The 23076-nt window shown below is 38.3% G+C and carries 28 protein-coding genes; 21 read left to right on the plus strand and 7 right to left on the minus strand.

Annotated elements, in window-relative coordinates; translation table 11 throughout:
• The first annotated feature begins 39 nt into the window (after nucleotides 1-39).
• From gcvPA to HYB91_RS05265, 5 genes are all read left to right on the plus strand, one after another.
• The gene (gcvPA, locus tag HYB91_RS05245) at nucleotides 40-1344 is read left to right on the plus strand and encodes an aminomethyl-transferring glycine dehydrogenase subunit GcvPA (protein WP_002678346.1); all 1305 of its coding nucleotides are present in this window, start codon (nucleotides 40-42) and stop codon (nucleotides 1342-1344) included.
• Nucleotides 1344-2792 carry an aminomethyl-transferring glycine dehydrogenase subunit GcvPB gene (gene gcvPB / locus HYB91_RS05250; protein WP_002678342.1) on the plus strand — a complete coding sequence of 483 codons (1449 nt, stop codon included), beginning with the start codon at nucleotides 1344-1346 and terminating at the stop codon, nucleotides 2790-2792. Before gcvPA ends, gcvPB begins: the two co-directional genes overlap by 1 nt.
• Nucleotides 2793-2885: 93 nt before the next feature.
• Nucleotides 2886-3854, plus strand: coding sequence for a D-2-hydroxyacid dehydrogenase (locus tag HYB91_RS05255; RefSeq protein WP_002678340.1), 969 nt, complete (start codon nucleotides 2886-2888; stop codon nucleotides 3852-3854).
• Nucleotides 3855-3949: 95 nt separating this feature from the next.
• A complete protein-coding gene (locus tag HYB91_RS05260; RefSeq protein WP_002678338.1) occupies nucleotides 3950-4300 on the plus strand; it encodes a hypothetical protein in 351 nt (116 codons plus the stop codon).
• Nucleotides 4301-4324: 24 nt separating this feature from the next.
• Nucleotides 4325-5317, plus strand: a complete 993-nt coding sequence (locus tag HYB91_RS05265; protein ID WP_002678337.1) for an SPOR domain-containing protein — start codon at nucleotides 4325-4327, stop codon at nucleotides 5315-5317.
• 5 nt (nucleotides 5318-5322) lie between these two features.
• On the opposite strand, the gene HYB91_RS05270 is transcribed toward HYB91_RS05265, so the two are convergent.
• From HYB91_RS05270 to HYB91_RS05290, 5 genes are all read right to left on the minus strand, one after another.
• Entirely contained in the window at nucleotides 5323-5928 is a 606-nt protein-coding gene (locus HYB91_RS05270; RefSeq protein ID WP_002678336.1) for a tetratricopeptide repeat protein, read from the minus strand.
• 15 nt (nucleotides 5929-5943) lie between these two features.
• On the minus strand, nucleotides 5944-7005 hold the full coding sequence (locus HYB91_RS05275; RefSeq protein WP_002678335.1) for a uracil phosphoribosyltransferase: 1062 nt from the start codon (nucleotides 7003-7005) through the stop codon (nucleotides 5944-5946).
• A 269-nt stretch (nucleotides 7006-7274) separates the two neighbouring features.
• Nucleotides 7275-7937: a uracil-DNA glycosylase family protein gene (locus HYB91_RS05280; RefSeq protein WP_002678334.1), complete on the minus strand. Its 663-nt coding sequence runs from the start codon at nucleotides 7935-7937 to the stop codon at nucleotides 7275-7277.
• Between the two features lie 31 nt (nucleotides 7938-7968).
• A complete protein-coding gene (locus HYB91_RS05285; protein ID WP_002678333.1) occupies nucleotides 7969-8790 on the minus strand; it encodes a glycoside hydrolase family 191 protein in 822 nt (273 codons plus the stop codon).
• Nucleotides 8791-8826: 36 nt separating this feature from the next.
• The gene (locus tag HYB91_RS05290) at nucleotides 8827-9546 is read right to left on the minus strand and encodes a class I SAM-dependent methyltransferase (RefSeq protein ID WP_002678332.1); all 720 of its coding nucleotides are present in this window, start codon (nucleotides 9544-9546) and stop codon (nucleotides 8827-8829) included.
• 161 nt (nucleotides 9547-9707) lie between these two features.
• Between HYB91_RS05290 and HYB91_RS05295 the strand changes: the two genes are divergently transcribed.
• The 9 genes from HYB91_RS05295 (at nucleotide 9708) to HYB91_RS05335 (ending at nucleotide 14977) form a co-directional block, all read left to right on the plus strand.
• Entirely contained in the window at nucleotides 9708-10343 is a 636-nt protein-coding gene (locus HYB91_RS05295) for a TetR/AcrR family transcriptional regulator (RefSeq protein WP_002678329.1), read from the plus strand.
• Nucleotides 10344-10599: 256 nt separating this feature from the next.
• Nucleotides 10600-10875, plus strand: a complete 276-nt coding sequence (locus HYB91_RS05300) for an ArsR/SmtB family transcription factor (protein ID WP_002678328.1) — start codon at nucleotides 10600-10602, stop codon at nucleotides 10873-10875.
• A gap of 149 nt (nucleotides 10876-11024) precedes the next feature.
• Complete coding sequence (locus HYB91_RS05305; RefSeq protein WP_002678327.1) at nucleotides 11025-11546, plus strand: nitroreductase family protein; 522 nt, start codon at nucleotides 11025-11027, stop codon at nucleotides 11544-11546.
• A gap of 9 nt (nucleotides 11547-11555) precedes the next feature.
• Nucleotides 11556-12011, plus strand: coding sequence for a radical SAM protein (locus HYB91_RS05310; RefSeq protein ID WP_002678326.1), 456 nt, complete (start codon nucleotides 11556-11558; stop codon nucleotides 12009-12011).
• Between the two features lie 26 nt (nucleotides 12012-12037).
• The gene (locus tag HYB91_RS05315) at nucleotides 12038-12565 is read left to right on the plus strand and encodes a coproporphyrinogen III oxidase (RefSeq protein ID WP_252508201.1); all 528 of its coding nucleotides are present in this window, start codon (nucleotides 12038-12040) and stop codon (nucleotides 12563-12565) included.
• Between the two features lie 164 nt (nucleotides 12566-12729).
• Nucleotides 12730-13563, plus strand: coding sequence for a hypothetical protein (locus tag HYB91_RS05320; RefSeq protein WP_002678324.1), 834 nt, complete (start codon nucleotides 12730-12732; stop codon nucleotides 13561-13563).
• Complete coding sequence (locus HYB91_RS05325; RefSeq protein ID WP_002678322.1) at nucleotides 13553-13912, plus strand: MerR family transcriptional regulator; 360 nt, start codon at nucleotides 13553-13555, stop codon at nucleotides 13910-13912. Before HYB91_RS05320 ends, HYB91_RS05325 begins: the two co-directional genes overlap by 11 nt.
• Before the next feature lie 4 nt (nucleotides 13913-13916).
• Nucleotides 13917-14696: an SDR family NAD(P)-dependent oxidoreductase gene (locus HYB91_RS05330; protein ID WP_002678321.1), complete on the plus strand. Its 780-nt coding sequence runs from the start codon at nucleotides 13917-13919 to the stop codon at nucleotides 14694-14696.
• Between the two features lie 5 nt (nucleotides 14697-14701).
• Nucleotides 14702-14977, plus strand: coding sequence for a nitroreductase family protein (locus HYB91_RS05335; RefSeq protein ID WP_002678320.1), 276 nt, complete (start codon nucleotides 14702-14704; stop codon nucleotides 14975-14977).
• Between the two features lie 49 nt (nucleotides 14978-15026).
• Here the strand turns inward: HYB91_RS05335 and HYB91_RS05340 are convergent, their stop codons facing one another.
• Nucleotides 15027-15404 carry a type II toxin-antitoxin system VapC family toxin gene (locus HYB91_RS05340; RefSeq protein ID WP_002678319.1) on the minus strand — a complete coding sequence of 126 codons (378 nt, stop codon included), beginning with the start codon at nucleotides 15402-15404 and terminating at the stop codon, nucleotides 15027-15029.
• Complete coding sequence (locus HYB91_RS05345) at nucleotides 15391-15600, minus strand: hypothetical protein (protein ID WP_002678317.1); 210 nt, start codon at nucleotides 15598-15600, stop codon at nucleotides 15391-15393. Before HYB91_RS05345 ends, HYB91_RS05340 begins: the two co-directional genes overlap by 14 nt.
• Nucleotides 15601-15788: 188 nt before the next feature.
• On the opposite strand from HYB91_RS05345, the gene HYB91_RS05350 reads away from it, so the two are divergent.
• The 7 genes from HYB91_RS05350 to HYB91_RS05380 all read left to right on the plus strand — a co-directional run bounded on the left by HYB91_RS05350 (nucleotide 15789) and on the right by HYB91_RS05380 (nucleotide 22838).
• Nucleotides 15789-17108 (plus strand): MATE family efflux transporter, encoded by a 1320-nt coding sequence (locus HYB91_RS05350; protein WP_002678315.1) that lies wholly within the window; start codon nucleotides 15789-15791, stop codon nucleotides 17106-17108.
• 206 nt (nucleotides 17109-17314) lie between these two features.
• Nucleotides 17315-18415, plus strand: a complete 1101-nt coding sequence (locus tag HYB91_RS05355; protein WP_002669182.1) for an AAA family ATPase — start codon at nucleotides 17315-17317, stop codon at nucleotides 18413-18415.
• A complete protein-coding gene (locus tag HYB91_RS05360) occupies nucleotides 18415-19089 on the plus strand; it encodes a DUF3226 domain-containing protein (RefSeq protein ID WP_002678313.1) in 675 nt (224 codons plus the stop codon). Before HYB91_RS05355 ends, HYB91_RS05360 begins: the two co-directional genes overlap by 1 nt.
• A 129-nt stretch (nucleotides 19090-19218) precedes the next feature.
• Nucleotides 19219-19857 (plus strand): TetR/AcrR family transcriptional regulator, encoded by a 639-nt coding sequence (locus HYB91_RS05365; protein WP_002678311.1) that lies wholly within the window; start codon nucleotides 19219-19221, stop codon nucleotides 19855-19857.
• 280 nt (nucleotides 19858-20137) lie between these two features.
• Nucleotides 20138-20716 carry an MptD family putative ECF transporter S component gene (locus tag HYB91_RS05370; protein ID WP_002678309.1) on the plus strand — a complete coding sequence of 193 codons (579 nt, stop codon included), beginning with the start codon at nucleotides 20138-20140 and terminating at the stop codon, nucleotides 20714-20716.
• A complete protein-coding gene (locus tag HYB91_RS05375) occupies nucleotides 20716-21402 on the plus strand; it encodes an energy-coupling factor transporter transmembrane component T family protein (protein ID WP_002678307.1) in 687 nt (228 codons plus the stop codon). The genes HYB91_RS05370 and HYB91_RS05375 overlap by 1 nt, the downstream gene beginning before the upstream one ends.
• Nucleotides 21393-22838, plus strand: coding sequence for an ABC transporter ATP-binding protein (locus tag HYB91_RS05380; RefSeq protein ID WP_002678305.1), 1446 nt, complete (start codon nucleotides 21393-21395; stop codon nucleotides 22836-22838). The genes HYB91_RS05375 and HYB91_RS05380 overlap by 10 nt, the downstream gene beginning before the upstream one ends.
• Nucleotides 22839-23076 lie beyond the last annotated feature (238 nt).

Below are 23076 nucleotides of genomic sequence, written 5' to 3' on the forward strand. Positions count from 1 at the left end.
TTATTCTACATGTTGACTTAAATTTAAATAGGAGGGTTTATGTCAAATTATATTCCTCATTCCGCTGAGGAAACAAAAGAGATGCTTGATCTCATCGGTGTCAAATCGATTGATGATTTATATAGCTTTGATAACAAGGGCTGTAAAAAAGTTGATATAGGTGAGGGAAAAACTCAAGCAGAAGTTGAAAAGTTTTTTCAAAATTTAAGCAGTGAAAACACTGTCTTTAAATCGATATTAAGAGGTGCCGGTGCTTATAACCACTATGCACCTGCCGCTGTAAGGCACATGGCTTCCAGAGAGGAGTTTTTAACAGCCTACACACCCTATCAGCCCGAAATGAATCAGGGCGAACTCCAAGCAGGTTTTGAATATCAGTCAATGATTTGCGAACTTACCGGAATGGATGTTTCCAATGCCAGCGTTTATGATGGAGGCACGGCAGTTGCAGATGCCATAGTTATGTCCTTAGGACGAAAACAAAACAAGGTTTTGATTTCGGAATGTGTTGAGCCCAGCTCAATCGAAATTGCTAAAACCTATTTAAAGCACAGCGGCGTAGAATTCGTAATGATTCCCCGTGACGGCTATAAGACGGATGTTTCAAAGATTAAGGGCCTTTTAGATGAAAGTGTCGGAGCCGTTGTTATGCAGCAGCCGAACCGTTTCGGTACAATCGAAGACTGCGAAGCTGTCGGTAAACTTGTAGAAGGTACCAAAACTCAGTTTGTAATGAGCTGCAATCCTATTTCTTTGGCAATCTTAAAAACACCTAAAGAATGCGGTGCTTCAATTGCCTTAGGCGAAGGTCAGGCCTTAGGGCTTCCTCTAGGTGCAGGCGGACCCTATCTCGGCTTCCTTTCTACAATCGAAGCCAATATGCGAAAAATCCCGGGACGAATCATCGGTCAATCAACAGACCATGACGGCAGAAGAGCCTTTGTTCTAACTCTTCAAGCCCGCGAACAGCATATAAGACGCGAAAAAGCCAGCTCCAGTATCTGTTCTAACCAGGCCCTTTGTGCATTAAGAGCTTCTATGTTTATGACAGCCTACGGAAAAGAGGGCTTAAAAACCGTTGCTAAGGTTTCCGTAAGCAATGCACATTATCTTGCAGATGAACTTAAAAAGATCGGCTTAACCGTAAAAAATAACGGAGAATTCTTCCATGAATTCGTAACTGATGGAAAAGGAAAGGCCGATGCAATTCTTTCAAATCTTGAAAAGAATAATATCTTGGGCGGTTTAAAGATTTGCGATGACTCAATTCTTTGGTGTGCAACCGATGTTCTTTGCAAATGCGAACTTGACAAGGCCGTAAAAATCATTAAGGAGGTATTGTAATGAGCGAATTGATTTTTGAAAAATCCGTAAAGGGTCATAAATTTGCCGAAGCAAAATTGACAGTACCCGAATATAAGCTTGATTCAAAATATTTACGAGCAAGCGATGCAAAACTTCCTGAAGTTTCGGAACTTGAATTTGTACGCCACTATATGGAATTGAGCAAGCGTACTCACGGTGTAGATAACGGTTTCTATCCTTTAGGTTCTTGTACAATGAAGTACAATCCCAAACTCAACGAAGAAGTCGCAGCTCTTCCGAACTTTACCAATATTCATCCCTTGCAGCCTGAGCATACAATGAAAGGTTGTATTGAGGCCATGGGCGATTTAGGTAAAAAACTCGGTGAAATTACCGGAATGGATGCTTTCTCCCTCCAGCCATCAGCAGGTGCTCACGGAGAGTTCACAGCCCTTTTGGTAATCAGAGCCTATCACGAAAAACGCGGCGACCATGCCCGAAACAAGATTTTGGTTCCCGATTCGGCACACGGTACAAACCCTGCCAGTGCCGCAATGGTCGGATGCGAAATTATAAACATTCCTTCCGATAAAGACGGAAACGTAGATATCGAAGAATTAAAAAAGACTGTAGGAAACGATACTGCAGCCCTCATGCTTACAAACCCGAACACCCTCGGCCTCTTTGAAACCCATATCAAAGAAATTGCCGAAATCGTTCACAAAGCAGGCGGCTTATTGTACTATGACGGTGCTAACCTTAATGCAATTATGGGAAGACTAAGACCCGGAGATATGGGCTATGATATAGTTCACCTTAACTTGCACAAGACCTTCTCGACTCCTCACGGAGGCGGCGGTCCCGGAAGCGGCCCGATCGGTTGTAAAAAATTCCTTGAAGAATTCTTACCTGTTCCCGTAGTTACAGGCTCGGACGGAAGCTATAAGCTGGATTATAACCGCCCGGATTCAATCGGAAGGGTTAGAAACTTCTACGGAAACTTCCTTGTCTTCTTGCGTGCCTATGCCTATATTCTTACGCTCGGAAGCGAGGGCATAAGGGAAAGCTCAGGCTATGCTGTCTTAAATGCAAACTATCTAAAGAAGAAGCTTGAAAAAGAATATGATGTTGCCTTTGACAGAATCTGTATGCACGAATTCGTTCTTACCCTTGAAAAGATCAAGGAAGAAACAGGCGTAAGCGCTCTTGACATAGCTAAGGGCTTAATCGACGACGGCATCCACCCGCCGACGATGTACTTCCCGCTCATCGTACATGAAGCCTTGATGTTTGAGCCTACTGAAACGGAAAGCAAGTCCACCTTGGACTTTACCGCCGAAGTTATGATCAAACTCAAAAAAGAAGCTTATTCAAATCCCGAAAAGCTTCACGGCTATCCCTACACGCGTCCCATCGGACGAGTAGATGAAACAAAAGCCGCCCGTGAACCTGTTTTAAGGTACAAGGCTTGCTGCTGTTGTAAATAAACAGCTTTAAATTTTAACAGCTTTGAGGGTAATCTTCAAAGCTGTTTTTTTGATTTTTTTAAATTTTAAATCATTTAAATCAGAGGTGCTTTTATGAGTGAAAAATTAAATTTGGTTATTCTTGACGGGTTTACTTCCAATCCCGGAGACCTTTCGTGGGATGAGTTAAAATCGGTTTCAAATCTTACAATATACGATAAAACAAGTGCAGAGGAACTTCTTGAAAGGTGTAAGGAGGCAGATGCCGTTCTTACAAATAAGGTAGTTTTTTCTAAAGAAATAATGGATTCTTTGCCGCGTCTTAAATATATAGGAGTTTTAGCTACCGGATACAATGTTGTCGATATTGAGGCTGCAAGAGCTAAAAATATCTGTGTAACAAATATTCCTTCTTACAGTACCGACAGCGTGGCTCAACTTGTATTTGCCCTTATTTTTCACTTTTATTGGCATGTAAAGGAACACAGCGATGAGGTTATGGGCGGAAAATGGTCGGCTTCTCCTCACTTTTGCTATCACAGTTTTGATATAAGGGAGCTTTCCGATAAGACTATGGGTATAGTCGGCTTTGGGAACATAGGCCAAGCCGTTGCAAAAATTGCCCTTGCCATGAATATGAAGGTAATCTATTTTAACCGCTCTAAAAAAAATATTAAGGGCTTAGAAGAAGCAAAACAAGTTTCTTTAGATGAGCTTTTTTCTTCTTCCGATATAATAAGCTTAAACTGTCCTTTGACTCCGGAAACAAAAGAAATTATAAATGCCGAGTCCTTAAAAAAGATAAAAAAAACTTCCATTGTAATCAATACGGGACGAGGCCCTCTTATAAACGAAAAGGATGCAGCAGAGGCTTTAAAGGAAAAAAGACTTGCCGGTCTTGCCTGCGATGTTCTCAGTGTAGAACCTCCGGCTAAAGATAATCCCCTGCTTAAAGCTCCTAACTGTATTATTACGCCCCACATAGCATGGCAAACCTTTGAGGCCAGAGAGAGGCTTATAAAAACAGCTGCAGCTAACGTAAAAGCCTTTATAGCCGGAAAGGAAATAAACAGGGTTAATTAGGCGGTTAAGTAGATTTTATTAACCCCTGTTGTTCTTTTTTTTATTTTATGTATACTATTCTTTTGAGTATTGGAAATGCTCTTAAAAGGAACTATATGAACTGGAAATTGATTTATTTTTTATTGATAGTATTGTTTTTAGGCTTATTCGCAGGCTTTAACATGAAAAACTCTTGCAATATTTCTTTGATTTTTTATACATTTGAAAATGTACCTGTTTATGTAAGCAATATTTTTTCGTTTTTAATCGGACTTATCTTAACCATTCCTTTTTTATTTGGAAGTAAAAAGAAAAAAAATAAGCCTTTAAATGAAAAAAAAGAAACATTTACGGCGAGCGATGGTGTCGGAATAGACACTGTGGACTTAAAAAAGCCTAAAAAATCATGGTTTAAGCGTAAAAAAGAATCTAAGACTTCAATTCCTGAAAGTAATTCTGAGATTTAAATGAGGTAAGAGATAAAAGGGTTTATGGAATTTAAGATAAAAAAAATACTATTTTTTTTATTGTTTCTCTTTTTTTTGCATAGCCTGACTGCTCAAAATTCCTTACCTCCGAATATTCAAAAGATTATCAAAAACGGTTTTACAAAAAAAGCTCCTGCTGATGTTTCTTCGTTTATTGAAGCAGAAATAAAAAAGATTTCTTCAAATGAAGAAAAAATTATAGCTTTATCCGTTTTGGCCGACTATGAAGAAAGGTTCGATTTATTTTTGAGAGCCGGAAGACACTATCTTGAAGCTGCGGAACTTTCTCCCGAGAAAGAAAGAAAAACTCTTTTAACCAAGGCTCTTGGAGCCTTTCTGTTAGCCGATAATATAAGCGAGTCCTCCGAGCTTTGCCGCAACCGCTTGCTGCCTATCATTGAGACCCCATTTTCTAAAGAAGATATAAAAGTTCTTGTTCTTTTTGAATGGCTTAAATTAAAATCGGATGAAAAAAGCTCTCTTGAAAATATAAAAAAATATGTTACCGATTCAAAATTCGCAGAATTTCATCCTGCGATGCTTTTGACTCTTTGGTGGGTCGATGGGGATAAGAAGGCTGAGAACACCCTCGTAAAAAAATTCCCTAACAGCATTGAGGCCGCTGTTGTCCGAGGTGAGGCTTTTTTAAGCCCTAAAACATTTTGGTATTTAATGCCTCAAAATAGAGGATTTAAAGAATCTCTTGCAGATTCAGCTTCCGAATCCGTCTCATTAAGTCAAGGCGAAACTTTAGGATTAGCACAAAATAATGAAGTGCCGGCTGCAAAATTTTATCAAACCGGTTTTTTTAAAACCGAAAATTTTGCTAAAGGACTTGCAGATGAACTTAAAAAGAAGGGCTTTACGGTAACAATAAAAAAAGAAGAGCGAGGGGAGGACTCTTTCTTTTCGGTTTTAGTAAAGGATGACGGCAAAGGAGATATAGTTATCCGGCTAAAAAGCGAGGGCTATGAAGCCGTTCCGATTTTTGATTAGGTTTCTTACTTTTTTTCTTTAGGCTCTTGTGTTGAATCTTTTTTTAGTTCAGGCGGATTTAAAAGTTTTTCTATTTCTTTTTCAAGTTCACTAATAGTTTTTTTATCATCTTCTTGTGTAAATTTTTCTTTGGATTCGTTAAGAAGTTCTTTTGCTTTTTCGTATTTTTTTACAATAATTAGAATTCTAACATAGTTAAAGAAATATTCGGGAGTTTCCTTATTTTCCAAATAAATCTTTTCATAAATTAAAAGGGCTTTTTCTTCTTTTCCTGATGAGGCCAGAGCATAGGCATAGGCTGTAGATATTTTTATGTTTTCGGGAGCTTTTTTATAGAGGGGTTCAATATATTTTAGACAGTTTTCCCATTCATTTTGAAGGGCATAAACTTGTGCCAAATTATATTGAGCTGCATTTTTATATTTTTCAGACTTTTCGGCTTTAAGATAATAATCTGCAGCTTTTGGGTAGTTTTTTAGCTCTGCATAGCCTTGAGCTATAGAAAAATACTCTCCTGCAAGGTCTTCTTCAAGAGCTCCCTTTGCAAAAACTTTTGTAAAGCAAATAAAAAACAAGAGACCAAAAAAAACTATAAAAGTATTTTTTTTCACCTTTTTTGAATCTCCCTAGTTTCCTAAAACGGTTTTTTCTATCTGACGAAGCTGAGAGCGGTAAAGCCCCGCAATATTTGAGCCATAGTCTGCAAGGAGCTGAATAATGTTTCTGGGTGTTTCATCGGTATCGGTTCCGTTTATCCTGTCTCCTGCATCGCCGAGACCCGGCATAATATAAGCCGAAGCATTTAAAGCAGGGTCCATCCAAAGGGTGTAAAGTGTGCAGTTATCCAAGGCACGCACAATGCGTAAGGCTCCCTTTAAGGCAGAAATTACATGAAAACAGCTTATCGATTTCGGCTTTACGCCCAGTTTTTTTAGGTGTTTTACAACGGTTACGAGGCTCCCTCCGGTCGCATTCATAGGGTCTGCAAAGATAAGGTCCTTTCCGTCCAAATCTTTTAGGTTAAAATAAGACTTATCCAAATCAAGGATGTACTGCATATCGTCTTCTTTGCGGGAATCATCTCTTTTAATCTTAAAGAGGGCAAAGGGGGTTACATAGCCGTGAGAAGAATACTCTTCAATTTCTTTTGAAAGAATCATAGAGGGGAGGAGGGCTCCTCTCAACATAACACACATAACCGTATTTTCGATTTTATGGTCAATGTCGGTTATCTTGTGAACCGCATAGTTTTGAACCGGATTCGTTACAGGAGTTTTTACTACAAGATAGTTTTTCTTGTCTTTTTGGTGCCCCTTATAAGCAAGTTTAAAAAGCATTTCAAAAGAACGCTGGGTATAGTATAAGAATTCGCTGTGTTCGGTTTTTATGGAGCGGAGTTTTGCAATAACCCTTGAAGCCTCGGCATGATTTTCATGTTCAGTATCAAAAGAGAAAACTTTAAGTTGAGGTATATCTTTGCATATATTTTGCATAAGATGTCCCATCTCGGTATAAAGTCTTATAACCTCATCTTTGGCCTTTTTCTTTTTTTCGCCGTTTTCCTTTTCTAAAACAGCAAAATTTTCAATAGCTTCCTGATAAAGAGCATTCATTTCGTTAAGATGCTTTAGATCATCCTCTGTTAAATACCCGTCAAGAGCTTCTGCCCCCATAATTACCTTACCCATATCGACTCCCAGAAAAACTTTTTGCAGCAAATATTCAGATAAACAGTGAGGCTGAATTTCTGCCGAACTGTTTATCAAATCTCCTAATTTAAAATCAGGGAAGTATAAAAGAAAATCGGTAAAAATTCAAGTACTCGCTGAAAATCGGACGTCCGTGTCCAATTTTCAGCTTAGAGTTTGCGGCAAGCGCAAACTCTTGAAGTTGGGAATCACGGACATCCATGTCCGCTATTAATGTACATCCATGTCCGATTTTAAGCGGGGTAAGATTACTTAGTATCGTTAAGTATATATTTATATAGTGCTTTTTTTATATCTATTGATACATTTGCTACATTTTTTCTTGCGGGAGTATGTAATGGGACAACACGGATTGGCCTTCCTTTAAAAGTATAATAATAGATATTTATTTTTTTACCTTGTTCTTCATGAGTTTCCGGTTTATTGTTTTTATCTTGTTTTAAAATGGCATCGTTAGTTTTTACATAATATTTTTTAAAAAATTTTGTGTACATGTCTTTTGAAGTAAGTACAATTGTATCAATGTCCTTATATTTATCAAGAAGGGAGTTAAGATCGTTAGTTTCCATAACTTCAAGATTTTCATCTGAGTTATTATCCTCTTTTCGCTTTGCTTTTTTAACAATGTCTGTTATACCAATGTTGTGTTTTTTCAATACTTCCTTTTTTTCTTTTATTTTTCTTAATGAATTTTCTTTACAGTCTAAAGCATATTCTATTAATTCCCAAAATTCGTTACATTTATTGCCGTAATACCAATCTTCTTTGTCATTCTCTTTATTAGGATCCGTAAAATCTTTTCCCGGAAAGGTACCCAATATTAAAGTCTTTGTGTTTTTAGAGACGAAGGGCTCAAACGGATGTACATGTTCTGTGCTGCTATTTGAAGCAGAATTGTTTTTGTTTGTCATAAAATTTTCCTTAAAATATAATTTTTCTGCTTTAAAAAGGTTTATCGAGCTGCAATGAATGGGATATGTCGTAGATAAATCCGTTGTTTTGACAATACGCCTCTATGTCTTTTTCAATTTTTTTGCTTGGGCCGTATTCCAGTAAATAGACGGTAAATCCATAGGTTTTACATTTATCCAGATAGGCAAAAAAATACTCTCTATCTTCTATGGGTTTTACTCCAAATGTATTATTCTTAAAATTTATTTCGGTAAATACGCTTTCCTGATTGATTCCGTTTACGATTCCTTTAAGAGCATTTTGCTTCATTGCTTGACTTATAAAAGTATCTCCGCCGTTTATTATAATAGGTTTATTTTCTTTATGTATTTCATGTAAAAGAGTCATAAGTCCCCGATATATTTCGGGTGTTTGATAATGATAATAGATGTCAGCATTATCAAGAAAAAAACCGTCTATGCCTTTTTGAGATAAGAGCCGTGCTTTGTCCTTTATTCTTTTTTGCCATCTTTTGTCCGCAACATTTATCCATTTTTCTTCATCCCAATTTTCATAGTCGCCTAAAGCTATATCTTCAAACGCTTCATAATCATCGCGGAATGTTTCGATAGAGCCGATGTTTAAATAAGAAAATATATTAACATTTCCGTTTTTGTGAAGCTGTTCTATATCTTTTTTAGAAAAAAATTCAGCATCAATTACCAGTGTTTTTATTCCTTTAAGATTTACCGCTTTGTCGGAGGCCATACCTATCAGTACTTTATACTCTTTGTTGTTTTCTGCCGCCATGCCTTTTATTACAATAATCGTAAAAAAAATCAAAACCATGTAAAGATATTTTGTGTTTTTCATAAACTGCTCCTTATCAAAATGAGAATATTATATCTCTTATTTATTTGCTGTGTATACTACGGCATAATCTTCTGCACGGCTTTCCGTAAAGCTGTAATCAGAATATGCTGAAACGGATTTGAATCCTGCCTGCTTAAATAAGGCTAAAAGCATTTGCCTCTTAAGTGGATGTAATACCGTAAAATCCGAACCAACGGTACTGCACAGCTTATCGGTAAATTCTATAGTAAATCTGATATCCCCGTCGGGTAAAAAATCATAGTGCCGCTTAAAAATAAAATCTTTCGTTTCTTTATCTTTAAAGTTCATTTTTTTATCAGCAAGGATGCGGTCATAATTGAGAACTTCAACAATAAAGATGCCGTTTTCCTCTAATGACCCATACACGGAGCTAAAAAAACGGCGGAGAATATCTTCATCACGCAAATGCGGAAGCGTATTACCGAAACACAACACACCCTTAAATTTACCGAACTGCATAATATCGGCGATATCTGCATGATAGAACATAAGTTCACCTGTTTTGCGGATACACGAAGCTTTCTTTTCTGCAATTCCAATCATCTTTGCATTTAAGTCGAGTCCGCATATATTATATCCCTTTTGATATAAACCCATTGCAAGTTCACCGGTTGCACAGCCTGCATCGCACAATCTGCCCGGCAACGGACAAAGGTGTTGTATAAATTCAAGTTTTTCCGTTTCAAGCGGAAAAAGTTCGCTGTAATGTTCTGCAATTAAATCGTATACATTCATAGTTTTCCTTATAAGGCCTCAGCTTTGGTAATAGTTTTTTTGTAAAATATCTAGGCTTAGTATACGGTTAAGTGCTATGGTTATCAAGCGGTAAAAATTTTTCCTATTGACAAAGTTTTTTCTTTAAATATACTGGTAACATAGTTATCAAGGCGGAAAATATGAATACCGGAACTTACGCACAAACACACGAAACGATTCTCAAAAACGGTAAAGAACTTTTTTTAAAAGAAGGCTTTGAGCGTGCCAACTTGCGTGAAATATGCAGGCTTTCAGGCGTTACCACAGGCGGATTTTACCGGCACTTTAAGGATAAGGCCTACCTTTTTTCCGCATTGGTGGAACCTGCAATTCAGGGATTACAAGAACAGTATTCCGCCTCCGAAAAACTGTGTTTTACCGTGCTTGAAAACAGCGGTATCGATGAAATATGGAAAGTCTCGGCAGAAGCTCTTGAAGATTTTGTCTCTTATATCTTCGATAATCTTGAATCATTTAAGCTGATTCTCTGCTGTGCCTCCGGTACAAAATATGCCGATTTTACTGATTGGATGGTGGAGCGGGAAATTAAGGATATGTATAAAACCTGCGAACTGCTTGGAAAAAAAGGCATTACCGTCCGCCGCCTTCCCGAAAAAGAACTCCACATGCTGACCCATGCATATTTTTCATGCATCTTTGAAACCGTACTGCATAATTTCAAAAAAAAAGACGCTTTGAACTCAATGAAAACCCTCGCCGATTTTTTTTCCGCCGGCTGGAGGAAGGTTTTTGGATTGGGAGATGGGGAGAAATAAGTTTATATGGAGCAATTCCGGTTATGCAATGTTACACCCTAACAAGTTCACGAATTGAATGCTGCCCTGTATAAAAAAATTATCTTTACACTATAAAAAGCAATACTTTTGCATAAGACGGTTTTATCCCCTTGACTTTTTTCTTATTTTGATAACAATGTTAGCATAAATTCTTTTATATAGGGAGAGATGTTGAAGTTTGCGGCTAAAACACTACCATATAGAAAATATTTAAATTTTTTGTATAATATGTGTTATGAGTTCTATAGATATAGCTTTGATGTGCAGGGCATTGAGCGACAGTACCCGTTTGGAAATAATTCAGATGTTAAACGATGGGGAAAAATGTGCCTGCAAGATTTTGGAAAAATTTTCAATTACACAGCCGACCCTTTCGTATCACATGAAAATATTAACCGACTGCGGTCTTGTTCTCACTCGAAAAGAATCCAAATGGATTAATTATTCTCTCGACAAGAAAAAACTTAAAACATTTCAAAAAGAAATTAACGCCTTAACCGATAAAAAATAATGCACCGAGCTAATAACGCTCTCTCTCCTTTTCATGTATTGATTTAACTTCTGAAAAACTTTAAAAAAAAGCAAAAATATATATTAACAAATATCTATATGTTTTATATGTTATACATAGAGGAATATCTATGTATAAGGAGGTGTCGTATGAACACATTTTTGGAACTCGCCAAAAGCAGACATTCGGTGAAGAGTTATGAAAAGCGTGCTGTTGAGGCGGAAAAGCTTAACTGTATTTTGGAAGCGGGGTGTATTGCTCCTACGGCAGCAAATATGCAGCCCTGCCGTTTTCTTGTTTTAAATGACGAGGCGGCGATGAGTAAGCTGCAAAAAGCATGTACTCCGCACGGTGCACCGCTTGCCATTGTGGTATGCGCCAACAAAAAAGCGGCGTGGGTTCGCCCCTTTGACAAAGCAAGCATGACAGATATTGATACGAGTACCGCAGCCGACCACATGATGATGTGCGCTCAAGATATGGGGCTTTCAAGCTGTTGGATTACTTATTTTAAGCCCGATGTAGTACGTGCTGAATTCAATATCCCAGATGATTTGATTCCGGTAAACATTTTGGTTATCGGTTACGGAAAAGAAGCGGCAAAATCTCCTAACCGTTATGACAATGAGCGGAATCCGATGGACATGATAGTTCAATACTCATCATTTTAGAAAAACAAGATGATAGATGTTGAACTCGGTCCTATAAGACCGCCGTCGGAACATCAAAGCCTCTTGTTGCGTTTGACAAGAGGCTGTCCTTGGAACAGATGTTTTTTTTGCGGATTGTATAAGGGGATGCGCTTTTCGGTGCGTTCTACCGAAGAGGTTATAGGCGATATAAAAAAATATGCTACCTATTACGGGGAACGCGCAAGTTTTTTTAAATCCTGCTTTTTGCAGGACGGAGATGCTTTTAATATTCCCGCAAAGGATTTACTTTCGATATTGCATACGCTTAAAAAATATTTTCCTGCACTGCAAGCGGTTACTACCTATGCCCGCTGTGACAGCATTTTGAAAAAGACCGAAACCGAATTACAAGCTCTTTGCGAAGCGGGCTTAAATCACTTGTACCGAGGAATTGAAACAGGCTCGGATAGGATACGATACTGCAAAAAATCAACAAGGGAATAACCGCAGAGCAAATTGTAAAATCGGACTTGGCAGCTAAAAAAGCCGGCATGACATTATCGGAATTTACCTTGCTCGGAATCAACGGTAAATCTCTTTCCGAAGAAAATGCAATCGAAACGGCTAAGGTAATCAATGCCGTTAATCCCGAATTTATTCGCGTACACCACACAGCATTTAAACCGAATACAAAATTGGGGCGGGATGTCGAAAAAGGCTTGTTCGATTTGCAATCGGAAGAGGAAATAGTTTGTGAGCAAAAACTTTTTATCGAGCAGCTTACCGATATTACAAGTTATTATGTGAATGAGCATATTGTAAACTTACTATTGGAAGTGCGAGGAAAACTGCCTGAAGATAAAGGTACAATGCTTGCAATTATCAACTCGTATCTTTCGATGAGTGCGGAAGACAAACTTAACTTTGCTGTCGGAAGAAGGTTGGGATATTATTATTACCTCAAAGATATGCAAAACGAAGCCGAAAACACCGCTGTTACAAAGTACATAAAAGAAAATCCTAATACCGACTTTACCTTATTCGTGCGGAGGGTTTAATACCCCGACTCATTGCATCGGGGTTGTTGATTTTGTAATGAGTGCAGAGCCAAAATGATATAGAAGATTTAATTGATAATATATATTTTTTCCCAAAACCTCTTGCCTTGAACCTAACTTCAAGGTTTATATTATTAAAAGATACATAAATTAGGAGAACTTATATGAATAAAATTCACATCACAAGTATTTTTTTAATCGGTACGGCGGTTTTGGCAAACTGTAATCTTTTTGCAAAAGAGCATCTCGAAATAAAAAAATTAGCTTCATCGCTTTCATCCCCTGTCGGAATGGCTTTTGACAGCAAGGGCTATCTGTACATTGCAAACTGGAGTGCAAGGCGAATTGACCGTTACCGTTCGGGAAAAATCGAAACGGTTATAAAAGACATTCCCTCGCCCTCAGGTCTTGCAATCGACAGCAAAGATACCTTATATGTTGCAACTTACAGCGGGGGTGTAATCTACAAAGTGCAAAACGGTAAAAAAAGCAATTTTATTTCAGGGCTCAGTGTTGTTGCAGGCATAGCCTTTGATGATAACGGAAACCTGCTTGTCGCCGAGCGGGGCAAAAGCAGAGTTCTTTCCATATCGCCTGAGGGAAAAATTTCGGTACTTGCCGACAAGGGCTTGACCACCCCTGTTGCAGCTATTCAGACGGGTAAAGACCGGTATGTCATTAACGACATCACCGGAACAATCTATCTCTACCAAGCAAAAAATGCCAAGTTCACCGTTTTAAGCAAAACACTCAATGCTCCCGCAGCGGGGCTCATTCTCGATCCGTTTCAGCCTGATTCCGTTTTGACCGTCGATTACGGCGGCACGGGGCTCTACCGCATTTCGCTTACGGACGGAAAAACCGAGCAGCTTACCGATAAACCTATTTCTCCTGTTGGGCTTATTGCCGACACCGGTTCAAAGGAACTGTACATCGCAGCATGGGGAGATAATTCGCTCTATAAAATTACACTACAAAGGAGCCACCATGACGATTAAAGAATTTGCTTTTAAACTCGGCGTAAGCGATTCGGCGCTACGCTACTATGAAAGAAAGGGAGTATTAAAGCCCATCCGCAGAAGAAAAAACGGGTATCGGGAATTTACGGAAACGGACATCGCATGGATGGAATTTGTTTTCCGCTTAAAAGCAACCGGTATGCCAATAGCTCAAATAGTCGAGTTTGCCGAACTTCGCGAAAAGGGAAACACCACCGCACCCGAGCGGCTCAAAATGCTTCAAGAACACGAAAAACGGCTTTTAGCGGAACTTGAAAACAAAACACACAGCTTAGCAAAAATCCGCGAAAAAATCGAATACTATAAAAAATTAGCAATGAGGAGGTAAAAAGATGAAAAAATACGTAGTTATCACAGGTGCAAGTTCAGGCATCGGATACGAAGCGGCAAAGCGGTTTGCACAGCGCGGGAAAAATATCGTTGCGGTTGCACGAAATGAAGAAAAGCTCGCAAAGCTAAAAGCCGAAATTACCGGCACGGTTAATCCGCCTGTGGAGGTCATCATCAAAACGTACGACCTTACCCAAAAAGAAAATATCTATGCCGTATACAATTCCGTAAAAGACTTGGATATTGAAGCATGGATAAACAATGCGGGCTTCGGCGATTATTGCAGTGTGGGAAATCAAAACCTAGCAAAAATGGAAGATATGCTGAGCCTTAATATAGAAGCCGTTGCGCTTTTTTCAGCTTTGTATGTGCGGGACTTTGCAGACAAAGAACATACGAAACTTATCAATGTGTCTTCCGTCGGCGGGTACACGATTGTTCCGACAGCGGTTACCTATTGCGCAACAAAGTTTTTCGTCGCCTCTTTTACCGAAGGCTTAAGCCGCGAGTTATCCGCAGCGGGAGCAAAAATGAAAGCAAAGGTTTTTGCCCCTGCCGCCACAAAAACAAATTTCGGCAATATCGCCAATGACATCACAAACTACGATTACGACAAGGCATTCGGAAAGTATCATTCATGCAAACAGGCTGTAGACTTTCTCATGCAGCTGTACGACAGCGATAAACCGCTCGGCATAGTAAACAGAGAAAACTTTGAGTTCAGCCTATCCGATTACCGCTTTCCTTATGTCCAAAAACCGCAAACCTTACAAAGGGTGTAGGAGTGATGAGGTTTTTAGGTCTGCACTTTTATGATAACGGTTCAGGGCTTTCAAGCTGCCGGATTACTTATTCGTGCGGAGGGTTTAATACCCCGATGCTCTGCGTCGGGGTTGTTGATTTTAAGCCCGATGTAGTGCGTGCCGAATTCAATATCCCCGATGATTTGATTCCGGTAAACATTTTGGTTATCGGTTACGGAAAAGAAGCGGCAAAATCGCCTAACCGTTATGACGATGAGCGGAATCCGATGGATATGATAGTTCAATACTCATCATTTTAGAAAAACAAAATGATCTGGAAAAGAGGAATTGGAAATTAGGGAAAATCATTTAAATGATGTCAGGTTTTATTAAAACTAAATTTAATTCTTCAATTTGTTCAAAAGCTTTATCTGCTGTAATCAACGGAATTTTATTTACTATTGCCGTTGCAGCAATAATTGCATCCGGTAATTTTGTTTTATAATGTTTACGGATTTCAATAGTTTTTTCTTTAACTTCTTTTGTTAATTGCAACTCTGAACATTCAGATAAAAAAGCTTTTATATTATTTTGTTCTTGATGACTTATTCCTGAAAACGACAAAAGTTCCATTTCCGAAATTATTGAAAATCCAATTTTTTTGGAAATATAAGGTTTCATACAGGTATTACCGGCAAGCAGATAAATTAAAGCATTTGTATCGGCTAAAAAATCAGTTCCATTCATTACGCATTTCCTTCTGTATTTTCAATGCATCTTGATGAAATTTTACTGAACCGAAATACTTTGATAAATCCGTATGTATTTCTTTTTCAGCTGATTGATTATATCTATAAAGAATATATTGGATATAATTCTCTATATCAGCAAGACATTCTTGAGGAACAGTTTTTATTTGTTCAACTAATGTTTCATAAACCATATATTTCTCCTTAAATTAAGTATATCAAAGTAACTTTCATCAAATATATCTTATTATATCATTTATTGCCGAATATTTCCACCATAAAACAGTTTTCCTCCCCTTTACTTTTTTCTTGTTTTAGATAACAATGTTAGCATACAATGTTATTAATTAGGAATGAGAAATTAATTAGGAGGAACCAAGATATGAAAACACAATTATTAACAAAAAGTCCGAGAGAACTGCTTTTTAAGCTGGCGATTCCCGGGATAATCGGAATGGCGGTTATCGGGTTGTACCCGTTTATGGACGGGGTATTTTCAGGAAGAATTATCGGCGATTATGCGATGTCCGCAATCAGTATTTCTATGTCGCTGACGCTGATAAACGGAGCAGTGTCGGCGTTGCTCGGTGTCGGAAGTGCTTCAATTCTGTCGCGGGCAATCGGCAAGGGTGGTATGGAAACGGTAGATAAAATCTTCGGCAATTTTTGTTATTGGGTGCTGCTTTTTTCGGCATTGATTACCGCAGCAGGTGTGCTTACCGCTCCGTACTTTTTGGAAATGGTGGGAGCAAAAGGAACGATTAAAGATTTAGGCGTGCGGTATTTGCGGATTGTATTTTTAGGTTCGGTATTTGTAAACTTTGCTCAAGCCGGAAACATGACCATGAGAGGCGAGGGTGCTCTAAAACAATCCATGTTCATTATGGGAACGGGGGCATTGCTCAATATCGTGCTGGATCCGATTTTTATGCTCTTGATGGGAGACTATGCAATTGAGGGAGCTGCGATTGCTACGGTGTTGTCGCAAATGGTACAGGCGGTTTTAACCCTGCGGTATTTTGCGAAAAAAAGTCCCTTTGTCAAAATACACAAAATCAAAAAGTATAAAGAAATTTACCGTGAAATGTTCGGCATTGGAAGCTCGGCTATGCTCATGCAGCTTTTGTTTGCAGTACAGCAAACGGTTTTATTCAAGCAGGCGTTTGCCTTCGGCGGAGATAACTGGGGGATTTTAATGTCCGCTACAATGCGGTTATACATGTTTTCATTTATTCCGCTGTGGGGTATGAGTCAGGGCTTACAGCCGGTTATCGGTGCAAACTACGGAGCCAAGCAGTACGAAAGAGTGCGGGAAACGATGAAGCTTTTTATGTACGGGGCAACGCTTCTTGCGGCTCTCTCGTGGGTTCCGGCAATGCTTTTTTCAGAAAGCCTTTTATCAATCTTCAATGTTCGCCCGGAAATAATTGCAGCAGGCCTTATCAATTTCAAACTGTTTTATTCTACATTTATTTTATACGGAATTATGATTATGACGCTTACCTTTTTCCAATCCATCGGAGATGCCAAAAAAGCCGGAATGATTGTCCTATTGCGTCAGCTCATCCTCTTTGTTCCGGCTATGCTGATTTTGCCGCACTTGTTCGGAAGCCTCGCCGTGTGGTGGGCGGAACCAGCCGTTGATTTTACGATGATACTCATCGGTTTTATCATGCAGCAGAGGGTGTTGAGGAGGTTGTGATGTGAGTTAATTTGTAATAGGGGAATGGGGTGGATTTGAGGGTTTTTATCTTAATTATTGAATACAAGATTAATTTTAAACTTAATTATAAATAGTTTTAAGAAAAAACTATAAAAAAAGGGATACCTAGTTGGAAAAAGTGGGCGGTTGATGTATAATGAGCATAGAGTTAATAGATTTTGGTATAAAATATGGAGGTATTATGAATGAAATTCGACGAACTTCAAATATCGAATTTTAGAGGTATTGATAATGCAAAATTGAAAAAGCTTGAGCAGGTAAATTTAATTGTAGGAAAAAATAATTCCGGAAAAACATCTTTACTTGAAGCAATGTTTCTTCTATCTGGTATGTCAAATCCTGAATTGTTGCTTAGTATTAATACTTTTCGAAGTCTGAAATTAGCAAACGATAATGATTTTAAATATATCTTTTACAATTTAAATATGGATAAATCTATAAAATTAAGTGGTAAGATAAGTGGTATTGAGCGTCGTGCTACTATTAGCCCTTATGCAGATACGACGAGAGATATATTTATAAAAAATATAGAGGATCAAAAACTTTTTGATCCGAGTCTAATTGGCTATATATCATTTAACGAATTAGGACAAGTTGATAAATCTAGTTTAAAAAATGAAATAAAAGAAATAGAAGGAATAAAGATAACTTTTAAAAATAATAATGATCCTGAACAAGAGGTGTATATAAGCATTAAAAATGGTAGGATAAGATTATCGAATACATATAAAGAAAATCTTTCCACCCGATATTTAAATTCACAAATTACATTGGCAGATAAGGGAACAGATTTATCTTCAATAGTAAAGAAGAAGCGAATTAATAGTCTTGTTGATATTCTAAAAACAATTGAACCTAACTTAATTGATATACAGATTGCTAATGATAACTCCATATATTTCGATATAGGAGAAGATGAGCTACTTCCCATAAATGTAATGGGAGATGGTATTAGACGGACACTTGCAGTTTTAGGTTCAATGTATGATATGCGAGATGGTGTACTATTAATAGATGAGATTGAGAACGGACTTCATTACTCAAGTATAAAGATATTCTGGAGAGCCATTTTAGAATTAGCAAAGCAGTTTGATGTTCAAATTATTGCTACGACTCATTCATACGAAGCTGTAAAAGCATTAAAAGATGCTCAACTAGAAAACAAAACTAATAAAAATGAAATAGCTCTTTACAGAATAGAAAAAAAAGATAATAAAACAAAAATAATTCATTATGATTATGAAGATATTATCATAAGCCTAGACAGTGATTATGAGGTCCGCTAATGCCAGAGAAAAGCAAAGCAGCTTCTTTAGAAGAAAGTAAAAGTGAAGAGCATATTTCAATAACTTCGAGTTATTTACTTTTAGTGGAAGGCAAAGATGAGTACCATTTTTTTAATGCGTTGCTGGAATTTCTTACTATCAAAAAAGTACAAGTGCATGATGTAGGCGGTAAAGATAAATTTAAAAAGAAAATGACATCATTTGTAAAAATACCAGGTTTTTCAAATGTAAAAAAATTAGGTTTTGTTCGTGATGCTGAAAAAGAATCAGCAAAAAGGGCGTTTGATAGTATATGTGATATTTTAAAGGCTAACGAACTACCATGTCCAAAATCTATTGGAAAGGTTGAATATTCAGAAGATACGGAAATTACGCAAATTGGTATTTTTATTATGCCTAATAACAAAGATGAAGGTATGTTAGAAAATCTCTGTTTAAGCTCAATTGAAAATGATCCTTTTTCTGCAGAAAGAAAATCTTATATGTCGGCTTTAAAAGAATACTTTAAAGAAAATAAGAGTTTTAATATTCCTAAGGCTGAAACACAAATATATCTTGCATCAAAAGTTCCTATTGTAACTGCCCTTGGCTTAGGAGCGGAGAAAGGGTATTGGGATTTCAATAATTCTGCATTTGATGATATAAAAAAATTTTTAAGGGACTTATTTTGCTGATTTATCTACTTAGAATAAAGTCCCATGTCTAGTTCTATCACTCGTTTAAAAAAATATCCGGAATCCCTTATTGACAAAAAACTAAAAACCCTTATAATATAACTAAGCTATATTTGACAGGTGCTTTTAATGGGAAACGGAGATTTTGACCTTACGCATAAGAAAATTCTGGAATGCGGGAAAAAGATTTTCAAAGAGAAGGGCTTTGAAAAAGCCAATCTGCGGGAAATCTGTGCGCAGGCGGGTGTTACGACCGGAGCCTTTTACGGTCATTTTAAAGACAAAGAAGCTCTTTTTTCCGAATTGGTACAGCCGGTCATTACCGATATAGAGTACCATTATAGCTTGCTCAAACAACAAAGTTTTACAATGTATAAAAAAGAAACGGTGATCACAAAACAAACAATCGAATCCATTCTCGATTTAAAATTAAAGGGAGCCGTCGGTATGGTATCCTATTTTTTTGATAACAAAGATATTTTCGAGCTCTTGGCGTTTTGTTCTTATGGAACAAAACATGAGCATTTTTTAGATGAAATAATAGAAAAAGAAGATGAAAACCACCTGAAAATCTTGGAGATGATTCACGGGAAAAAGAAGGCCGCTCAAGTAATCACCAAAAAAGGCATTCACTTACTGAACCATGCATACCTGTATGCACTATCGGAAGTTGCCGTTCATTGCGAAACAAAAGAAGAAGCCGAACACAATGCCTATTTAATTGCGGACTTCTTTAATGAAGGCTGGAAAAAAATGCGCACAGGTTAATTGCAATTATGAATTAAAACTCATTTATAATTATGAATGAGGAAAAATTGTTTTTTTAAGTTTAAATATAACTAAGTTATATTACAGGGAGTATAGGAGAAGGAAATTCTCTTATTAGTTATTCCCAATTAGAGAAAACCCTTTTGAAAATAGAGGGAGCAGATTCAAGGCGCGTGCAAAAAACACCCGCAGGCGTACTTGCTGTACGTTGAGGACTGTTTTTTGCTAAGCAACGCATAAGATGCCCGTATATTTTCAAAAAAATTATAGGAGGTTTTTTATGAAGTTAAAAGACATTGTACGGATAGCCGTGTTGACGGTTATCGGGTTTGCAATCGGAATGGCAATTTCGATGCTGACGGGAACACTGGGAGCCATAGCCTTATACGCTTCTGCAGGATTTGCCGCTTTTGCAGTAGGCCCTGTTTTTGTGATAACGGCTAAAAAAGTAAAACACCGCTGGACGGCATTTTTATTTTGGCTTATCTACGGACTTTTATATACCCTTATGGGCTATTGGATAATGATACCGATTTGTTTGGTTTCGGCAGTGCTTGCCGAAATCATCATCGGCGATTATTCAAGCAATGTAAAAGTTTCAATCGCTTTTTCGGCTGCAATGTTTGTTGTTGCAATGCACCCGATTATATTTGTCAAAGTATTAGGTGCGGAAGGAATTACGAAGTTCGCTCCGTCTATTTCAAGTGAACAGGCTCAGTGGATGATTCAGTTTTATACGGGAAAAGCCATCGCAATAGCGGTAGTGTGCAACATCGTCTTGGAATCTTTGGCAGGCTTATTCGGTACCTATATCAACAAAAAGTTCTTTGAAAAGAGCAGTAAAAAGGGCGTATTATAATGAAGCCGGCAAGAAACACTCAAGGATGGTCAATGAATCCGATAACGCTTTTTATACTCATACTGCTCACATCATTCTTGGTGTTTCTTGTCAATCAAACCATGTATTATGTGCTGCTCGGTATGAGCTTTCTTTTTTTGTTCTTATTTTCGTACACGGAAGGCGTAAAAAGGGCTTTGGCCTACATCGGCCTATTTTTGCTGATAAAGCTCTTGGCATATGTCGATTTAGGAATGACAACCGGCGCATTGATAGGATTGATAGCCTTATTTTTAAGGCTCTATCCTATCTTTAACATCGGAAGGATATTGATTTTAACCAGTCCCTTAAAAATTATGAGCGCATTGCGTGCGGTAAAAGCGCCGCAATCTCTTTCGATAGGACTGGTTACCGCCTTACGCTTTTTGGACGAAATGACGGCACGGTTAAACGAAATAAAAAACGGTATGAAGGTGCGGGGTTTGCGTTTGAGCCTGTTACATCCTATCCGTTCGTTTGAACTCTATCTTATTCCCCTTATTTATAAATGTCTTCATGTAAGTGAAACGCTGACCTCTTCGATAATAGCAAAGGGGATTGAGTACGAAGGAAAAAAGACGAGTTATAAACCGGTGCGCTTCGGCTGGTACGATACGGTGGGTTTATTAGCAGCTGTTTTTTTACTATGGAGATCCGTATGGGCATAGTAGAAGCAAGAATAAAAAACTTCACCTATGAAAATGATGAAAGTCCCACGCTCCATGCCATTGATTTGAGCATTGAAGAAGGCGAACTCGTTGTGCTTACGGGTTTTTCCGGCTGCGGGAAGACTACCTTAACGCGGATATTAAACGGCTTAATTCCCTATCATTACGGCGGAATACTCGACGGTGAGGTGCGCATTTTAGGGAAGAACATCTTGGATTATAAAAAGGGTGAATTGGCAAAGTACATCGGCAATGTGTTTCAAAATCCGAGTGATCAGTTTTTTGCTACCATTGCGGAGGAGGAGGTTGCCTTTGCCGGAGAAAACCTCGGTATGGATTTTCAAACCCTATGCGAAAAAACCGATGCTGCTTTTCAGACGATGCAGATAGAATCGCTTAAAGGCGCGAAACTTTCAGAGCTTTCCGGCGGGCAAAAACAAAAGGTCGCCATCGCTTCCACACTCATCTATGACACAAAGCTGCTGTTTTTCGATGAGCCTTCTTCCAATCTCGACTATGAGGGTATTGTGCAATTTCAAGCGATGATACGGGATTTAAAGGCGATGGGGAAAACGATTATCATTGCCGAGCACCGCTTGTTTTTCTTAAATGAATTGTACGATAAACTCATCTACATGAAGGACGGCACTATCGAAAAAATCTTTTTGAAAGGTGAATTGACAACAGAGGATTGTAAGCGGTACGGACTGAGGGCAATACGGTATGACAGTCTTGTCTGCGAAAACCCTTCGGTACCGAAAGAAGCGGTTACGCATATCGAGGATTTGAGCGTTTCTATCGGCAGGCGGGAACTTATCAAAAATCTTTCGTTTGATGTACACGCAGGGGAGATTATCGCCGTTATCGGAAAAAACGGTATAGGAAAGACCACACTCGGCAAAGCTTTAGGCGGGCTTTTGTCTTGCAAGGGGCAGATCGGTTACGGGAAGCGGCGGCGGCAGCGCTTAAGAAATGCGTATTATATGATGCAGGATGTTGACTATCAGATTTTTTTTGATACGGTAGAAAACGAGCTTATTCCTTCTTCAAAACGGAAGGATGAATCCTATTTGCAACAAGCGGCTGAGTACCTGCGCACAATTGACCTTTGGGAAAAAAGGCTTGACCATCCGCAGGAACTTTCAGGCGGACAAAAGCAGCGGCTCGCCCTTGCAACGGCATTTTTGAGCGGCAGGCGCATCATCATCTTAGACGAGCCGACCAGCGGCCTCGACTACAAACGCATGGACGAAATCGCAAAGCTCATCTTACACTGCGCTCAAGAAGTTCCCGTCCTCATCATCACCCACGACTTGGAACTCTTATTCAAAGTCTGCAACACCGCCCTCCTGCTCGGTGAAAACGCATACAAGAAAATTCCGGTAAACGGAAATGAAGGTGAAATTATTGGGTTTATGGGGAAACTTTCAATATAACTCAAATTCGACTCTTCTCTAATTCAAGCGGAAAAAGGTCGCTGTAATGTTCTGCAATTAAATCGTATACATTCATAGTTTTTCCTTATGATACCCCTGAAAAACTTAAGAATACTACAAAAGCAATAAAAAAGCAATGCTTTTAATAAGAGATTGAGGCATATTATGAATAATATACTTGAAATTAAATTACAAGATACCAAGTGGGAATTCACTTATATTGATCATGATAGAGAAA

The organism is Treponema sp. B152, from assembly GCF_024181665.1.
In the GTDB taxonomy this organism is placed as follows: Bacteria; Spirochaetota; Spirochaetia; order Treponematales; family Treponemataceae; genus Treponema_B; species Treponema_B denticola.

Coding starts and splice junctions, on each gene's coding strand:
- gcvPA (WP_002678346.1), top strand. CDS start 40: ATGTCAAATTATATTCCTCATTCCGCTGAGGAAACAAAAGAGATGCTT.
- gcvPB (WP_002678342.1), top strand. CDS start 1,344: ATGAGCGAATTGATTTTTGAAAAATCCGTAAAGGGTCATAAATTTGCC.
- HYB91_RS05255 (WP_002678340.1), top strand. CDS start 2,886: ATGAGTGAAAAATTAAATTTGGTTATTCTTGACGGGTTTACTTCCAAT.
- HYB91_RS05260 (WP_002678338.1), top strand. CDS start 3,950: ATGAACTGGAAATTGATTTATTTTTTATTGATAGTATTGTTTTTAGGC.
- HYB91_RS05265 (WP_002678337.1), top strand. CDS start 4,325: ATGGAATTTAAGATAAAAAAAATACTATTTTTTTTATTGTTTCTCTTT.
- HYB91_RS05275 (WP_002678335.1), bottom strand. CDS start 7,005: ATGGGTAAGGTAATTATGGGGGCAGAAGCTCTTGACGGGTATTTAACA.
- HYB91_RS05280 (WP_002678334.1), bottom strand. CDS start 7,937: ATGACAAACAAAAACAATTCTGCTTCAAATAGCAGCACAGAACATGTA.
- HYB91_RS05285 (WP_002678333.1), bottom strand. CDS start 8,790: ATGAAAAACACAAAATATCTTTACATGGTTTTGATTTTTTTTACGATT.
- HYB91_RS05290 (WP_002678332.1), bottom strand. CDS start 9,546: ATGAATGTATACGATTTAATTGCAGAACATTACAGCGAACTTTTTCCG.
- HYB91_RS05295 (WP_002678329.1), top strand. CDS start 9,708: ATGAATACCGGAACTTACGCACAAACACACGAAACGATTCTCAAAAAC.
- HYB91_RS05300 (WP_002678328.1), top strand. CDS start 10,600: ATGAGTTCTATAGATATAGCTTTGATGTGCAGGGCATTGAGCGACAGT.
- HYB91_RS05305 (WP_002678327.1), top strand. CDS start 11,025: ATGAACACATTTTTGGAACTCGCCAAAAGCAGACATTCGGTGAAGAGT.
- HYB91_RS05310 (WP_002678326.1), top strand. CDS start 11,556: ATGATAGATGTTGAACTCGGTCCTATAAGACCGCCGTCGGAACATCAA.
- HYB91_RS05320 (WP_002678324.1), top strand. CDS start 12,730: ATGAATAAAATTCACATCACAAGTATTTTTTTAATCGGTACGGCGGTT.
- HYB91_RS05325 (WP_002678322.1), top strand. CDS start 13,553: ATGACGATTAAAGAATTTGCTTTTAAACTCGGCGTAAGCGATTCGGCG.
- HYB91_RS05330 (WP_002678321.1), top strand. CDS start 13,917: ATGAAAAAATACGTAGTTATCACAGGTGCAAGTTCAGGCATCGGATAC.
- HYB91_RS05335 (WP_002678320.1), top strand. CDS start 14,702: ATGAGGTTTTTAGGTCTGCACTTTTATGATAACGGTTCAGGGCTTTCA.
- HYB91_RS05340 (WP_002678319.1), bottom strand. CDS start 15,404: ATGAATGGAACTGATTTTTTAGCCGATACAAATGCTTTAATTTATCTG.
- HYB91_RS05345 (WP_002678317.1), bottom strand. CDS start 15,600: ATGGTTTATGAAACATTAGTTGAACAAATAAAAACTGTTCCTCAAGAA.
- HYB91_RS05350 (WP_002678315.1), top strand. CDS start 15,789: ATGAAAACACAATTATTAACAAAAAGTCCGAGAGAACTGCTTTTTAAG.
- HYB91_RS05355 (WP_002669182.1), top strand. CDS start 17,315: ATGAAATTCGACGAACTTCAAATATCGAATTTTAGAGGTATTGATAAT.
- HYB91_RS05360 (WP_002678313.1), top strand. CDS start 18,415: ATGCCAGAGAAAAGCAAAGCAGCTTCTTTAGAAGAAAGTAAAAGTGAA.
- HYB91_RS05365 (WP_002678311.1), top strand. CDS start 19,219: ATGGGAAACGGAGATTTTGACCTTACGCATAAGAAAATTCTGGAATGC.
- HYB91_RS05370 (WP_002678309.1), top strand. CDS start 20,138: ATGAAGTTAAAAGACATTGTACGGATAGCCGTGTTGACGGTTATCGGG.
- HYB91_RS05375 (WP_002678307.1), top strand. CDS start 20,716: ATGAAGCCGGCAAGAAACACTCAAGGATGGTCAATGAATCCGATAACG.
- HYB91_RS05380 (WP_002678305.1), top strand. CDS start 21,393: ATGGGCATAGTAGAAGCAAGAATAAAAAACTTCACCTATGAAAATGAT.